Here is a 14198-nt window from a genome sequence, read left to right on the forward strand (position 1 = left end):
GCTTGCCCGGCATGAATCATTTTTTACGCAGCCTTGTGCGGTCTGCCGCAGGGTTGCCAATACGCCATCTTTTGCAAGAACTTGCCAGAGGAATAATCGTGGATTCTCGATTGAGTGCCTTTCTTGAGCGCGCCGATGCGGTGCTCACCCGCCTGGAGCCGTGGTTGCCCGCGCCCCGTCAAGCCATCGACTGGAGCCAGTGCCTGGCTGCCCGTTGGCAACGCGAAGGGCGCAATGGTTTTCTGCTACCGCTGGACGTGAGCCTGGACATGCGGCTGTCCGACCTGATCGGTGTCGACAAGCAACGGGAAACCCTGGCGCGCAACACCCAGCAATTCATCGATGGTTTGCCCGCCAACCATGCGCTGCTATGGGGTTCGCGCGGCACCGGCAAATCCTCCATGGTGCGCGCTTTGCTGGCGCAGCACGCCAAGGCCGGCTTGCGCCTGATCGAAATCGAGCGCGACCACCTGGCCGATCTGCCGCGGGTGGTCGAGCAACTGCTCAAGCTGCCGCAGCGTTTTATCCTGTTCTGCGACGACCTGTCATTCGAGGCCGGCGAGGGCGATTACCGCGTGCTCAAGAGCGTGCTTGACGGCTCCCTCGAACAGGCCCCGGAAAATGTGCTGCTGTATGCCACTTCTAACCGCCGCCACCTGGTGCCGGAAAACCAGAGCGACAACGACAACTGGAAGCGCGTGGATGGCGAGCTGCACCCCAGCGAAGCGGTGGAAGACAAGATCGCCCTGTCCGACCGTTTTGGCTTGTGGCTGTCGTTCTACCCCTTTACCCAGGAGCATTTCCTGGACGTGGTGGAGCACTGGATCGGCGAGCTGGCGAACAAGGCCGGCCTGCAGTGGCAGCGCGACGAGGCTCTCGACATCCTTGCCGTGCGCTGGGCCACCGGACGCGGCAACCGCAACGGCCGTTGCGCGTACCAATTCGCCCGTTACTGGGTGGGCCTCAAATTGCTGGAGCGTCAACTATGATCGACCTGCAAACCGCCGGTACTGGCCTGCAAGGCTATGGCATGCTCTGCGCGCAGTTGGAGTCGCTGCTGGCCGATGAGCGGGATTTCATCGCCAACAGCGCGCAGTTTTCGGCGTTCCTGTTCAACCAGCTAGACGACTTGAACTGGGCCGGCTTTTACCTCAACCGTAACGAAGAGCTGGTGCTCGGACCGTTCCAGGGCCAGATCGCCTGTGTGCGCATACCGTTCGGCCGCGGGGTGTGCGGTGCGGCGGCTGCGTCGCGGCAAACCCAGCGGGTGGAGGATGTGCATGAATTTCCCGGACATATCGCCTGCGACAGTGCGTCGAACAGCGAGTTGGTGGTGCCGCTGGTCAAGGATGGCAGACTGATAGGCGTGCTTGACCTCGACAGCCCGTCGCTGGGGCGGTTTACCCTTGAGGATCAGGCCGGTATTGAACAGCTGACGGCGATTTTCCTGCGTTTGACCGATTGCTGAAGCACGGATATCCACACCCCTGTAGTGAGCGGGCTTGCCCCGCGCTGGGTGGCGAAGCCGCCCCAATCGGAACACCGCATTCTGTCTGAAGGATCGCGGTGAATGATTTTGGGTCGGCTTCGCCACCCAGCGCGGGCGGTGCGACGATTCGACAAGCCCGCTCACTACTGTGAATCCAACTTGTGAAGCTGCACTCGCAACAACCTCTCCAATTCCAGCATGAACTTCTCCAGGCACTTCACACCTGCTTCAACCTGCATCCATTCATCTCCCCGAGCGCACGCCTGTTCAACCGCTTCACACTGCCCGGCGAGCGGCGCCGCCTGGACGATACGCGCGGCCCCCTTGATCTTGTGCGCCTGCTCGACAATCTCCTGAAGCGGGGCATGGGCTTCAATCAGGGCTGTCAGTTCCTGGCGATCATGTTGACTGCTGCTCAACAACTCCTCCAGCAAACGCCGGCTCAATTGCGGATCGCCGCCGGTCAGGGCCTCGAAGTTGCCGAGGTCCAGGTTCAGGTCGGTGGGTTGAGGGGGAATCTGCGCCAATTGCCGTTCCAGTGCCGTGAGGCTGATGGGTTTGAACAGGCAATCGTCCATGCCCGCTTCAGCGCAGCGTTGCTTCTCTTCAGGCTGGGCGTTGGCGGTAAAACCCAGGATCACGCAGGGCGCCAGTTGCTCACGTTGTTCGTACTCACGGATCGAGCGGCTCAGCTCGTAGCCGTTCATGATGGGCATGTTGCAGTCGGCGATGATCAGGTCGAAGCGTTCCTGGCGCCAGGCCTGGAAACCCGCGGCGCCGTTCTGGGCGGCGGTGTACTGGTGCCCCAGGTAAGCCAGTTGCTGGCACATCAGCAAGCGGTTTGCGGGATGATCGTCCACCACCAGTACATTGAGCACCGGTGCGGTCGCGGGCGCCTCGGGTGTCTGCTCCACCCGGGTCTGTTCCGGCTGCAAGCGCGTCATGTTCAGGTTGACGTGCACCTGGGTGCCGACCATGGGCACGCTGCTCAGGCTCAGTTGCCCGCCCATCATCGCGCACAGGCTGCGGCAGATCACCAGCCCCAGGCCGGCGCCGCTCCTGGCCAGTTGCCCGGAATTGTCGGCTTGGGCAAAGGGTTCGAACAGGCGCAATTGATCATCTCGGCTGATGCCTATCCCGGTGTCCTCGACCACCAGTTTCATCTCGACCTGCTGCGCCTGCTCGGTGGGCAATACCTCCACCTTGATCTTCACCTGGCCGCGCTCGGTGAACTTGATGGCGTTGCTGACCAGGTTGGACAGCACCTGTTTGAAGCGCAACGGGTCGATCAGCACTTCGGTGTCGTCCAGGTTGGGCTTGAACTCAAGGGACAGGCTGAGGGTTTTCTGGCGGGCCAGGCCGTCGAAAACACGCACCACCGACTCGATGACTTCCCGCAGGTTGACGCGCTCCGGTGCCAGGCTCAGGCGCCCGGATTCGATGCGTGCGATGTCCAGGATATCGCCGATCAGTTCCAGCAGGTCCTTGGCCGAGTTGTACGCCACTTCGATGGCCGGGCGGTCGAGATGGCCCTGGTCGGCGCGCTTGAGGGTCAGTTCGAGCATGCCGATCACCGCGTTCATTGGTGTGCGGATTTCATGGCTCATGGTGGCGAGGAACGTACTCTTGGCCCGGTTGGCCTCGTCGGCGCGCTCTTTGGCGGCGCGAATTTCGTCGAACAGTTGGCGTCGTTCGCTGATGTCGATCCAGCCGCCAATGATGCCTTGCACTTCTCCGATGGAATCGCGGTACGGCAGGATCCAGTGGTAGATCGTCAGTTTTTTTCCGCGGATATGCAGGGTGCGGTCCAGGATCAGCGGATTGCCTTCCCTCATCACCCGCTGGTAATCGTCGTGATATTGAACGGCATCGGTTTCCAGGGCCTCGCTCATCTGGATGGCGCTTTTGCCCACCACGTCCTCGCGCTTGACGTCGAACGCCTGCAGGTAGCTGTCGTTGCAGGTCTGCAGCAGGCCGTTTCGATCGCGCACGTAGATCGGGTGTGGGGTCTCGTTGACCAGCGCGCGCATGAACTCGAACTGGTCGCTGAGGGCGCGTTCGGCCATCTTGCGGTGCTTGATCTGGCGACGCATGTAGGCGTTCCAGCCCAGGGAGACCAACAGCAACAGCCCGGTAACGATGATGATGCGTGCGATCAGTTGGTGATAGTTGCGCCAGTAGCTATCGGAGGCGGAGGTGTAGCCTCGCCAGCGACTGTTGATCACCCCCAGTTCATCCGGTGCGATGCTCAGCAAGGCTTTATCGAGGATCGAGCTGAGCTCGGTGGCGCCGCGCGCCGTAGCCAGGGCAAAGGTAGCGGGGAAGGTGGCGATGCCGCTGCTGATCTGCAATTTGTCCTGGAACACCTGGGACGACAGGAAATAGTTGGCGACCACCAGGGAATTCACCGCGCCCTCCACATGCCCCTGGGCCAGCAGTTCGGAGGCCTTGAAGGTGTCGCTGGCCTTGACCAGCTGGATCTCTGGATAGTCGCTGCGCAGGAAGGCCTCCAACGGGTTGCCCGGGGTGAGTGCCAGGCGCTTGCCGGCCATTTGCTCCAGGTTCGCCGGCGCATTGGGCTCATTGCGTGTCAGCAGCACGTAGGAGTTTTCCAGGTAAGGTCGACTGAAATTCAGTTGGGCTTCCCGTTCAGCGCTGGGCACGATTGCGCCGATGATGTCGATGTTGCCGGTGTCGACCTGTTCGATCATCGCGTTCACGTCTCGCACTCGATGCATCTCGAAACGCAGCCCGGTGCGCAGGCGAATCAGCTCCAGCAAATCAGCGGTGATGCCGCGGAAGTTGCCGTTCGCATCAAAGAAAGTCAGTGGCGCCAACGTCTCGTTCACGATCACTTTGACCACCGGGTGGTCCTTCAGCCAGCGCTCCTCGCGTTGTGTCAGTTGCAGCTTTTCGGCGGTCAGCAGGATGTCGCTGCCGGCGCTCCAGCGCTTGGCGATCGCTTCCCGTTCCGCGGTGGGCACGGCGGTCAATACCGCGTTGACGATACTCAAGAGGGTGCGCTGGTGCACGGGCATGGCAAAGCTGAATCCATAGGCCTCGTGCTTGCCGAAGTTAGCCATGCGGATGTTCTTCAGGTAGCCCTTGTTGATCATGTAATGAGTGGAAATGGTATCGCCGAGGAAGACGTCGGCTTGATCGAATGCCACCGCGTTCAAGGCGTTTTGATAGGAGGGGTAGGTACGGATGATCGCCTTGGGATACAGTTTTTCCACTTCGCTCAGGGGCAGGTAGTGGTAGACCAGGGACAGGCGCATCCCGGCCAGGCCATCATCCAGGCTGCGCGTCTCACGCTCGCGGGTAACCAGTACCGGCTGGTCCACGGCGTAGGGTTCGGACAACGTAAGGTTCGGGTTTTTCGCCTCGAAGCCGTTGGAGGAGCCCAGCAGATCGATCTCCCCGCTTTCAAGCGCGCGAATCGCGTCCTCCCGGGAGGCGTAGCGCAATACCTTCACCGGCAGCGCCAGGGCCCGGGACAGCAGACCGGCGTAATCAGCGGTGAGGCCCTCATAGTCGCGCCCGCTGGAGGTGAGATCGAAGGGAGGGTAGTCAGGGGATGCGGCGCCCAGCACCAATTCACGCTTGTTTTGCAACCATTGACGCTGGGTCTTGTTCAGGTGGGTGTCCAGTTGAAACGAGCCTGAACGGCTCAGTAAGGTGAGATACTCCGGGCCCGTTGGTTGGTTCGCGAGCACGACGGTGCTGAAGCACAGACTGGCACTCAATATGATCAGGTAGTCCTTTATACGGCTGGGCATCCACTTTCTCACACTAGCGCGTTTCGTTTTGCCATCTCGATAAGGTCTACCAAGGATTTGGCTTGAAGTTTTTGCATCAGCCGCTTTTTATAAGTACTCACGGTTTTATTACTTAGAAACATACCCTTGGCAATTTCCTTGTTAGTGCGGCCTTGTGCAAAAAGTTGTAATACCATTAGTTCCCGGTCGTTGACGGACTTGAACAGTTCAAGTTCCTGGGACTCCACGCCCTCTACGCCGTTGGTGGTGAGTGCCTGGCTGGGGAAATAGTTGTAGCCGGACAACACCGCGCGAATGGCGCTGAGCAGTTCACTCAGATCGCCTTCCTTGCACACGTAGCCATCGGCGCCTGAGCGCATGCAGCGTGTGGCGAACAGCGTGGGCGACTGGGCCGTCAGGATCAGGGTTTTCATCGACGTGTTCATCGCGTTGAAGCGGCAGAGTACTTCGAGCCCGTCCAGCTTGGGAATGCTGATATCCAGGATGATCAGGTCGGGCAGGCATTCGCGGACCATTTGAATGGCGTCGCATCCGTTATCCGTTTCGCCGACCACTTTATAGCCTTCGTGCTCCAGCAACATTCGGATGGCAAGCCGTATAACCGGATGGTCATCGATAATAAAAACTGTGTTCATGGTCACATTCCGTGCAAGTGCAAAATAAAGTGGGCACATTAGCTCAGAAGCGGAGTAAGGCGCATGAGCTCAGAGGGGAGTAGATATAAAACAGGAATATTCCTACAGTAAAAAAGGTAACGGCCTACTAGTCACTAAGGCTTCGTGAAGCGATAGGTCAGTATTCGAGGAGGGCGCGGGTTAAAGGCGGCTGCCATGGATTTGGCTGTGGCAGCATTGATCTTTTTCGTCGAGCAATGATGTTTAAATCCTACAAGCGTAACTTCAATAATGGGCAGAGCAAGTGCGCCAGTTCATCCTTGTTCAGCGGTTTCGATAAATAGCCGAGCAGTGGCAGGCCACGATCCATGGCCTGGCTTATCAAACTGGCGAGTTCCGCCACCGGCAATCCGCTCAGCAGGATGGCGGTGGTGGTAAAGCGCCTGCGGCTGGCGATTTCAATCAGCTCGAGTCCCGGCAGGTCGGGCAGGCATTGATCACACAGGATGATGTCGAAGGGCACCTCGGCCTGCGCCATCACACAGATTGCCTGCTCGGCGTTTTCGGCCGGGGTCAGCCGTGCGAAGCCGAAGCTCCTGAGCAGGCACTGGGTGGCGAGGAGTTGAAAGGGATGATCCTCCACCAACAGGATACGAAGCGGATAGCTGGGCATTGGGGCCACACGATGAGTCAAGCGTCGATGGAGGGCGCGTAGGAACAGTTCGCCAGGGTCGCGGGAAGCGTGCGTGATTATTCATCGTGTGCTTGTGCGAATTCGATCAGGCCGCTCTGTTCCCTTTGTAGGTGGATTCCTTTCAAGAGACAGGCAGCTTGATCGAGTTCGTTTATTGAGGGCTGGAACGTCCGGTCATTTCCCGCGCCATTTCGGTGGCGTAGCTGTCGGTCATGCCGGCGATAAAGTCGATCATGCGCAGGAACGAAGCGTGCAGCGGCCATTCAGGGTTTGGTGCGTTGTTGCCCAGCAAGTCGAGAATGCGTCGGTTCTTGAACGACGGCGTGCGCCCGCCATGCTGTTCCAGTGCCGCGCCGCAGAAGGCGTTCAGGAGGATTTCCAGCGTGGTGTAGGCGCCGATTTCATGCAGGGTCTTGCGCTTGTCCTGGAAGATCTTCTTGCGCGCCATGTCCTTGGCATCCAGGACGCAGCGTTTGGCGGGGCCGTGCATGTGTTCCACCAGATCGCCGGGCAGCGTGCCGGCCAGCAAGGCATCCTGCTGCTCGACGAAGGCCCGCGCCGCTGCGTTGGTCAAATGCTCGATGGCCTTGCCGCGCAGGATCGCCAGTTTGCGGCGCCGGGAATCCTGCGCGCCGAGTTGGCGATAGGTCTGGGGCAGGTCATCGCCCACCAGGTCCAATAGCAGCGACTCGACTTCGGCGTATTCCAGCAACTGCATTTCCAGGCCGTCTTCCAGGTCGATCAGGGCGTAGCAGATGTCGTCCGCCGCTTCCATCAGGTACACCAAAGGGTGCCGGGCCCAGCGTTGTTCTTCAAGTTGCGGCAGGCCGAGCTTGTGGGCGATCTGCTCAAGGATCGGCAGCTCGCTCTGGTAGCAGCCGAACTTGTGTTTCTTGTAGCCCAGGGAATCGGCGTGCCGGGCGGTCCAGGGGTATTTCAGGTACGTGCCCAGGGTGGCGTAGGTCAGTCGCGTACCGCCGTCGAACTGGTGGTATTCGAGCTGGGTCAACACGCGAAAGCCCTGGGCGTTGCCTTCGAAGTTGAGGAAGTCGTTGCGCTCGGCGCTGCTCATATCGTCCAGCCAGCCACGTCCCGCGGCCTGCTGGAACCAGTGGCGAATGGCGTCTTCACCGGAATGCCCGAACGGCGGGTTGCCGATGTCATGGGCCAGGCAGGCCGATTGCACCACCATGCCCAAGTCGCTCGGGTCGCACCAGTCGGGCAGGGCGCTGCGCAGGGTCTCGCCGACGCGCATGCCGAGGGAGCGGCCTACGCAGCTCACTTCCAGGGAATGTGTCAGGCGGGTATGGATATGGTCGTTGCTGGAGACCGGGTGCACTTGGGTCTTGCGGCCCAGGCGACGAAACGCGCCGGAGAAGATAATACGGTCGTGGTCTTTGTGAAACGGGCTACGTCCCAGTTCTTCCGGGCTGTGCAGCGGTTTGCCAAGACGTTCGCGAGTCAGCAGGGTGGGCCAATCCAAGGCGGATGCTCTCCGTAGGGTGAATGACCCTCCCAGCTTCCCGGTTCAGCGCGGCCTGGGCAAGCGAAAATCTACAACCCGGCCGCGTCGATATCGATTAAGAGCAAACGCTGACCGTTCTCGAAGAATTGTCCGGCGGTGAGACAATACCGGTTGGTGGTCGCGTCGCGGTAGGTCGAGGACAGGCTTAGGCGGCGCTCCTCCCAACCTTCGGCCAGCAGGTGATAAAAGTAGGGGCGCCATGACCAGTTGTGGCCCAGGTAGCGGCTGTCGGCCTGCCAGGCGTCCTGGTGCCATTCGAAGTTTGGCGTCAGCTGGGTGCCATGCCGGTCGCACTGGTAGAAGCGCAGCAGCCAGGGAAACGCCGGCAGATGAGGCAATCGGCTCAGCGGCGCCTGTGCCTGGGCCCAGGTTTGCAGGATAGTCATCAGCTCGGCCAATTGCTGGCGCAGCTGCATGATGCGCCCGCGCTCTGCCAGCTTTTGCTGGACGTACACCGTGCGCAGCTGGGCGAAACGCGGCACGAAGGCGTCGGTGGCGAACCAGTCCAACCGGGCCTGGGCAAATAGATAGCCCTGCACATAGCGCGCGCCGCACTCCAGGGCAAAGCTCAACTGCGCTTCGGTCTCCACGCCTTCGGCGATGATCCAGCAGCCGGTCTTCTCGGCCATTTGCGCCAGGGCCCGCACCACTTCGCTGCCAGGCCCGCCGCGAGCGGCGTCCTGGAACAGGCGCATGTCCAGCTTGAGAATATCCGGCTGCAATGCCAGTACCCGGTCGAGTTGGGAATAACCGGCGCCAAAGTCGTCGATGGCAATGCGCGCCCCGGCTTCGCGATAACGCGCCACCACGTCAGCCATCCGCTGGATGTCGCCACCCAGTTCAGTGATCTCGAACACGATGCGCCGTGGATCGACGCCATGTTTGTGGATTTGTTTCAGGCTCGGCAGCGCCTGGCCGGGGCGTAGCCGGTTGATCCAGCGTGGCGAGATGTTCAGGCTCATGAACCAGTCTTCAGGCGCTTCGTGCAAGCGGCTCAAGGCGTTGTCGCGGATCTGCCGGTCGAGGCGTCGCAAGGTTACACCTGGGGTGCGTGGGTCGGCGAACAGCGGGCCGACGGACTGCAAGCGGCCATCCGACTGCCGCAGGCGGCCCAAGGCCTCGACGCCGGCGATGCGGCCCGTGGCGGTGTCGATAAACGGTTGGAAGCAGGCGAGCGGTTGCCCGTCGATCACGGGGCCTCCTTAAGAGAGGTGGCGAAAAAAGGCCCGGCCCTCGAAAACGAGGGCCGAGCCAGTTCTGTTAGCAAGAATGCAGCCAGTACGCTCAGCTTTTACGCGAAGAGCCCTGCATGGCCAACTTGATCAGCGGGATCAAGCCGGCACCGAGGCGCACCAGGCGCGTCACGCCGCCGATGCCTCCACCCTTGGCGCCCTTGCCCGTGAAGAAGCCCATCAGAGTCACGGCGGCAACGCCCCACAGCGGCGCGTGCTTGATGCCCAGGCCACCCTGCAGACTCTGGCCCATGTTGCGCACCTTGTTCAGCGGCAGCATCAACTGCTGGGACTCGTGGCGGATCTCCTGACGGTGCATTTCCATGCGCAGGCGAATCAAAGCCTTGCGCATTTCTCGGCGGGAGGTTTGCTGGTTTTCATTCGAGCTCATGGCAGCAGGCGCTCCCGGTCATTGGCCAATTCTTCGAGGGTGGCGTGGAACGGCGTGGACTCATCGAATACCGCCGCTTTCAAGCGCACCCCGCAGAACGCGGCGGCCAGGGTGTAGAACACGCAGAGGCAGATGATCCCGGTCAGCCGGTAGCCGGTGTCCCACACCAGGATCATCACCAACGTCGACAACCCCACCAGCAACAGCAGCGCAAACACCAGCGCCAGACCGGCAAACAGCAACAGGCTGACGGTGCGGGCCTTCTGTTCCTGCAATTCGATGCCAAACAATTCGACGTGGCTGTGCAGCAAGCCCAGCACGGCCGCGCCCAGACGCCTTGAGGTTGAGCTCGTGGTCGAGCTGGATTCGCCGATAGACATGGTATTAGCGCCTTGTGGCCAGCAGGCCGATCAAAAAGCCCACGCCGGCGGCAATGCCCACCGACTGCCAAGGGTTGGCCTGCACATAATCTTCAGTGGCGGTGACCGCCGCCTGGCCGCGTTCGCGCAGGGAGTCTTCAGTCAACCTCAGGGTTTCACGGGCCTGCAGCAGCGATTCCTGGATTTTAGCGCGCAGCTCGTCGGCCTGGTCGCCCGCGAGTACCTTGGTGTCGTTCAGCAACCTTTCGGTGTCAGTCACCAGGGTTTGAAAATCCGCCATCAGTATTTCCTGGGCGTTCTTTGCAGTGCTTCGGGCCATGGTTATCTCCGTGATTGGCTGATCGGTATGTAGTGGTTTCGAGTCACCGGCATCGGTGAAGGTTCAGTGCAATTGTCTGGTACAGCTTTTGCTACGCCTTGGTGCGCGGGCCAACGAGTCTGCGCTGAATCCGGGCGGTGGGGCAGCAAGCCTTGAAAAACCTTACCCTAAATAACTCAAACTCGCGGAAAAACCCTGTCGGTAACGGCCTGTTGTGTTAATCGCTGCGCTAAAGCGGTTCACGCCCTCTGAAGAGGGGCGGGGTCGCGGGTGCCAATTTAGTGCACAAACACCTGGCTCGACCCGCTTTGGTGCTTTTTTGCCTTGACTGCAGGCCTGCCAACTTCCATGGAAACTCTGCAAAGTGCAGTGGACACGCTCGTCCACAGCTCCAACACCCTGTTTATCCTGATCGGTGCGGTCATGGTCCTGGCCATGCACGCCGGCTTCGCGTTCCTGGAAGTCGGCACGGTGCGCCAGAAGAATCAGGTCAACGCGCTGTCGAAAATCCTCAGCGACTTCGCCATCTCCACCCTGGCTTATTTCTTTATAGGCTATTGGATCTCCTACGGCGTGAGTTTCATGCAACCGGCTGCGGTGATCAGCGCCGACCATGGTTATGGGTTGGTGAAGTTTTTCTTCCTGCTGACCTTTGCGGCAGCGATCCCGGCGATCATTTCCGGTGGCATTGCAGAGCGCGCAAAGTTCGCTCCTCAGCTTTGCGCCACGGCGTTGATCGTGGCGTTTATCTACCCGTTTTTCGAAGGCGTGGTGTGGAACGGCAATTTCGGCCTGCAGGCCTGGCTGCTCGCGACCTTTGGCGCCAGCTTCCATGACTTCGCCGGTTCCGTGGTGGTACACGCCATGGGCGGTTGGCTGGCGCTGGCGGCGGTGTTGTTGCTCGGCCCGCGCAATGGGCGCTACCGCGAAGGGCGCCTGGTGGCGTTCGCGCCGTCGAGCATTCCGTTCCTGGCGTTGGGTTCGTGGATCCTGATCGTCGGTTGGTTCGGTTTCAACGTGATGAGCGCCCAGACCCTGAACGGCGTGAGCGGCCTGGTGGCGGTCAACTCGCTGATGGCGATGGTCGGCGGCACGGTCGCTGCGTTGATCATCGGCCGCAATGACCCAGGCTTCCTGCACAACGGCCCGCTGGCCGGGCTGGTGGCCATTTGCGCCGGCTCCGACCTGATGCACCCGGTGGGCGCGCTGGTGACCGGTGCTGTCGCCGGCGGGTTGTTCGTGTGGTGTTTCATCGCGGCGCAGGACCGCTGGAAGATCGACGATGTATTGGGTGTGTGGCCGTTGCATGGCCTCTGCGGCGTGTGGGGCGGCATTGCCTGTGGCATTTTCGGCCAGGCCGCCCTGGGTGGGCTGGGCGGTGTCAGCCTGATCAGCCAATTGATCGGCACGGCCCTCGGCGTGCTGGTGGCGCTGCTCGGCGGCTTGCTGGTGTACGGCGTGATCAAGCGTGTCACCGGGCTGCGCCTGAGCCAGGAGCAGGAGTATTACGGTGCGGACCTGTCGATCCACAAGATCGGCGCGGTCAGTCAGGATTGATCGGCGCCTATTCTTCGTCGTCCGGTTGCGCGTAAAAACCGTGCAGCAGGCGATAGCGGTTCTGCCGCACTTCATCGACCCGCGCCTGTACCTGTTGGTCCGGCAGGCCCAGCAGGATTAACGCATGGGAGGCGAGCATCAGGCTCGACTCCAACAGCTCGGGTACCACTTCGGTGGCGCCCGCGGCTTTCAGTTCAGCCAATTGGCTGTCATCGCGGGTACGCACCAGGATCGGCACCTGGGGGTTGATCCGGCGCGCCTCTTTCAGCACCACCAGCGCCACATCGGTGTTGTCCACCGCAATCACCACCAGCCGCGCGCGTTCCAGGCCGACCGCACTCAGCAGGGCGCCCCGCCGGCAGTCGCCATAATGCACGCTGCTGTCTTCGGGGGTGGCTTCCTGAACCCGTTCCGGATCGTCATCCAGGGCGATGAAGGCCTGTTGTTCCTTGCGCAGGAAACGCCCGATGGATTGGCCGACACGTCCATAGCCGCAGATCACCGCGTGCCCGCGTAGCTCGGCATTCAACGCGGTGATGTGTTCCAACTGCACTTGCTGGTTGGGTTTGCGGTGCAGACGCAGGGCAATGCGCGGCGCGGCGCGCAACAGTAGCGGGGTCAGCAGCATTGAACAGAAGGTGGCGGCCAGCAGCAGCCCGTTGAATTCGTCGGGGATCAGCCGGCTCTGCTGCATCTGCGCCATCAGCGCAAAGCAGAACTCGCCGCCTTGGGCCAGCGCCAGGCCACTGCGCCAGGCCGTCTCGGCGTCGCTGCCGCGCAACTTGACCAGCGCTGCCACCACGCAGCCTTTGACCAGCATCAGGGTCAAGGTCAGGCCAAGGATCAGCAGGCTGTGACTGACGAACAACTGCAGGTCGATCAGCATGCCGATGCTGACGAAAAACAGCCCCAGCAGGATGTCGCGAAACGGGCGGATATCCGCCTCGATCTGGTGGCGGTAGTGGCTCTCACCCAGCAGCATGCCAGCCAGGAACGCGCCGAGGGCAGGGGAGAGCCCCAACAAATGCGTGAGCCAGGCCGTCAGCAGCACGATCACCAGCGCCAGCAGCACGAACAGCTCTGCCGAATGGGAGGCGGCGACTTCACGGAACAAGCGCGGCAACAGCAAGCGGCTGGCCAGCAGCAGGCCGACAAACAACACCACGGTCTTGCCCAGGGTCAGCGGCAGCGCCAGGTACCAGGCTTGCTCGCCAGTGCCGGCAAATACCGGCACCAGGGTCAGCAGCAGCACCGCCACCACATCCTGGAACAGCAATACGCCAATCGCGTTCTGGCCGTGGCTGCTGAAGATTTCACCCAGGCTGCTCAGTTCCTTGCTGACGATGGCCGTGGAGGACAACGCCAGCCCCGCCCCCAGCAACAACGCGATGCCCGGCGCTACGCCCAGGGTCACCAGCAAGCCCCCCAGCAGCGCCCCGCACCCCAACACCTGCAGACTGCCCAGGCCAAACACCACGCGGCGCAGGGCAAGCATCTTCGTCAGGGAAAACTCCAGGCCCAGGGAAAACAGCAGGAACACCACGCCCAGTTCGGCGAGGTCGGGCAGTTCTTCGCTGTCATTCACCCAGTCCAGGGCGGTGGGCCCCACGGCCAGGCCGACGCACAGGTAGCCCAGCACGGGTGGCAATTGCAGCCGGCGAAACAGCGCAATCACCACCAGGGATGAGGCCAGAATGATCAGCAGGTTGGCAAACACACGCATCTCCATTGCAAGGGGCAGGCAAAAGCCTGCAAGTATCGCTGAATCAGTTATAGGTCATTGTGACGTGGGTCAGGGTTTATGTGTGGCTGGCAGGCTTATGGTGGCGAGCGGGCTTGTTGTGGCAAGCCCGCTCGCCACAACAAGCCCGCTCGCCACAGGTATTGTGGGGGCTTAGAATGGTTGCCTACGTTCTGACAAGGTCTGTTCGCCATGCTTCCTGAATGCCAGCTGTTCGGCACCCTCGGTTGTCATCTTTGTGAGATCGCCGAAGCCGAAGTCATGCCGCTCGTCGAACACGGCCTGCTGGTGGAACTGGTGGACATCACCGACCCCGACGACCTGACCGAGGTCTACGGCCTGCGGATTCCGGTGCTTCGCCGGGTAGATACCGGTGCTGAGCTGGACTGGCCCTTCGACACTGAGCAGGTGGTCGCCTTCCTGCGCTGACATTTATGCGATGGCGGGTTTCCGAATATTACGTTACTGTATGTTTGT

13 protein-coding genes are annotated in these 14198 nt (G+C 61.1%); 4 read left to right on the top strand and 9 right to left on the bottom strand.

From position 1 onward, the window contains the following. Nucleotides 1–98 precede the first annotated feature (98 nt). Both ACLH0H_RS21195 and ACLH0H_RS21200 read left to right on the top strand, forming a co-directional pair. Complete coding sequence (locus tag ACLH0H_RS21195; RefSeq protein ID WP_411379500.1) at nucleotides 99–989, top strand: ATP-binding protein; 891 nt, start codon at nucleotides 99–101, stop codon at nucleotides 987–989. Beyond that, the gene (locus ACLH0H_RS21200; protein ID WP_411379501.1) at nucleotides 986–1468 is read left to right on the top strand and encodes a GAF domain-containing protein; all 483 of its coding nucleotides are present in this window, start codon (nucleotides 986–988) and stop codon (nucleotides 1466–1468) included. Before ACLH0H_RS21195 ends, ACLH0H_RS21200 begins: the two co-directional genes overlap by 4 nt. A 164-nt stretch (nucleotides 1469–1632) precedes the next feature. Here ACLH0H_RS21200 and ACLH0H_RS21205 read toward each other — a convergent pair whose 3' ends face one another. From ACLH0H_RS21205 to ACLH0H_RS21240, 8 genes are all read right to left on the bottom strand, one after another. Further along, nucleotides 1633–5268, bottom strand: coding sequence for a transporter substrate-binding domain-containing protein (locus ACLH0H_RS21205; RefSeq protein ID WP_411379502.1), 3636 nt, complete (start codon nucleotides 5266–5268; stop codon nucleotides 1633–1635). Between the two features lie 8 nt (nucleotides 5269–5276). Continuing rightward, on the bottom strand, nucleotides 5277–5903 hold the full coding sequence (locus tag ACLH0H_RS21210; RefSeq protein WP_411379503.1) for a response regulator: 627 nt from the start codon (nucleotides 5901–5903) through the stop codon (nucleotides 5277–5279). A gap of 250 nt (nucleotides 5904–6153) precedes the next feature. After that, nucleotides 6154–6555, bottom strand: a complete 402-nt coding sequence (locus ACLH0H_RS21215; RefSeq protein ID WP_411379504.1) for a response regulator — start codon at nucleotides 6553–6555, stop codon at nucleotides 6154–6156. A 172-nt stretch (nucleotides 6556–6727) separates the two neighbouring features. Continuing rightward, nucleotides 6728–8059, bottom strand: a complete 1332-nt coding sequence (locus tag ACLH0H_RS21220) for a deoxyguanosinetriphosphate triphosphohydrolase (RefSeq protein WP_411379505.1) — start codon at nucleotides 8057–8059, stop codon at nucleotides 6728–6730. A 71-nt stretch (nucleotides 8060–8130) separates the two neighbouring features. Then, complete coding sequence (locus tag ACLH0H_RS21225; RefSeq protein ID WP_411379506.1) at nucleotides 8131–9294, bottom strand: EAL domain-containing protein; 1164 nt, start codon at nucleotides 9292–9294, stop codon at nucleotides 8131–8133. A gap of 91 nt (nucleotides 9295–9385) precedes the next feature. Then, nucleotides 9386–9724: a hypothetical protein gene (locus tag ACLH0H_RS21230; RefSeq protein ID WP_076950437.1), complete on the bottom strand. Its 339-nt coding sequence runs from the start codon at nucleotides 9722–9724 to the stop codon at nucleotides 9386–9388. Continuing rightward, nucleotides 9721–10104 (bottom strand): phage holin family protein, encoded by a 384-nt coding sequence (locus ACLH0H_RS21235; protein WP_076950438.1) that lies wholly within the window; start codon nucleotides 10102–10104, stop codon nucleotides 9721–9723. The genes ACLH0H_RS21230 and ACLH0H_RS21235 overlap by 4 nt, the downstream gene beginning before the upstream one ends. 4 nt (nucleotides 10105–10108) lie before the next feature. Next, nucleotides 10109–10423 carry a YqjD family protein gene (locus ACLH0H_RS21240; protein WP_411379507.1) on the bottom strand — a complete coding sequence of 105 codons (315 nt, stop codon included), beginning with the start codon at nucleotides 10421–10423 and terminating at the stop codon, nucleotides 10109–10111. Between the two features lie 348 nt (nucleotides 10424–10771). Here ACLH0H_RS21240 and ACLH0H_RS21245 point away from each other — a divergent pair, with 348 nt between their 5' ends. Then, the gene (locus ACLH0H_RS21245; protein ID WP_411379508.1) at nucleotides 10772–11980 is read left to right on the top strand and encodes an ammonium transporter; all 1209 of its coding nucleotides are present in this window, start codon (nucleotides 10772–10774) and stop codon (nucleotides 11978–11980) included. 7 nt (nucleotides 11981–11987) lie between these two features. Here the strand turns inward: ACLH0H_RS21245 and ACLH0H_RS21250 are convergent, their stop codons facing one another. Further along, the gene (locus tag ACLH0H_RS21250; protein ID WP_411379509.1) at nucleotides 11988–13697 is read right to left on the bottom strand and encodes a cation:proton antiporter; all 1710 of its coding nucleotides are present in this window, start codon (nucleotides 13695–13697) and stop codon (nucleotides 11988–11990) included. Between the two features lie 216 nt (nucleotides 13698–13913). Between ACLH0H_RS21250 and ACLH0H_RS21255 the strand changes: the two genes are divergently transcribed. Continuing rightward, nucleotides 13914–14150 (top strand): glutaredoxin family protein, encoded by a 237-nt coding sequence (locus ACLH0H_RS21255; protein ID WP_076950441.1) that lies wholly within the window; start codon nucleotides 13914–13916, stop codon nucleotides 14148–14150. Nucleotides 14151–14198: the final 48 nt, after the last annotated feature.

Origin of the sequence: Pseudomonas sp. MPB26 (genome assembly GCF_046605355.1) — a bacterium.
GTDB classification, from domain to species: domain Bacteria; phylum Pseudomonadota; class Gammaproteobacteria; order Pseudomonadales; family Pseudomonadaceae; genus Aquipseudomonas; species Aquipseudomonas cedrina.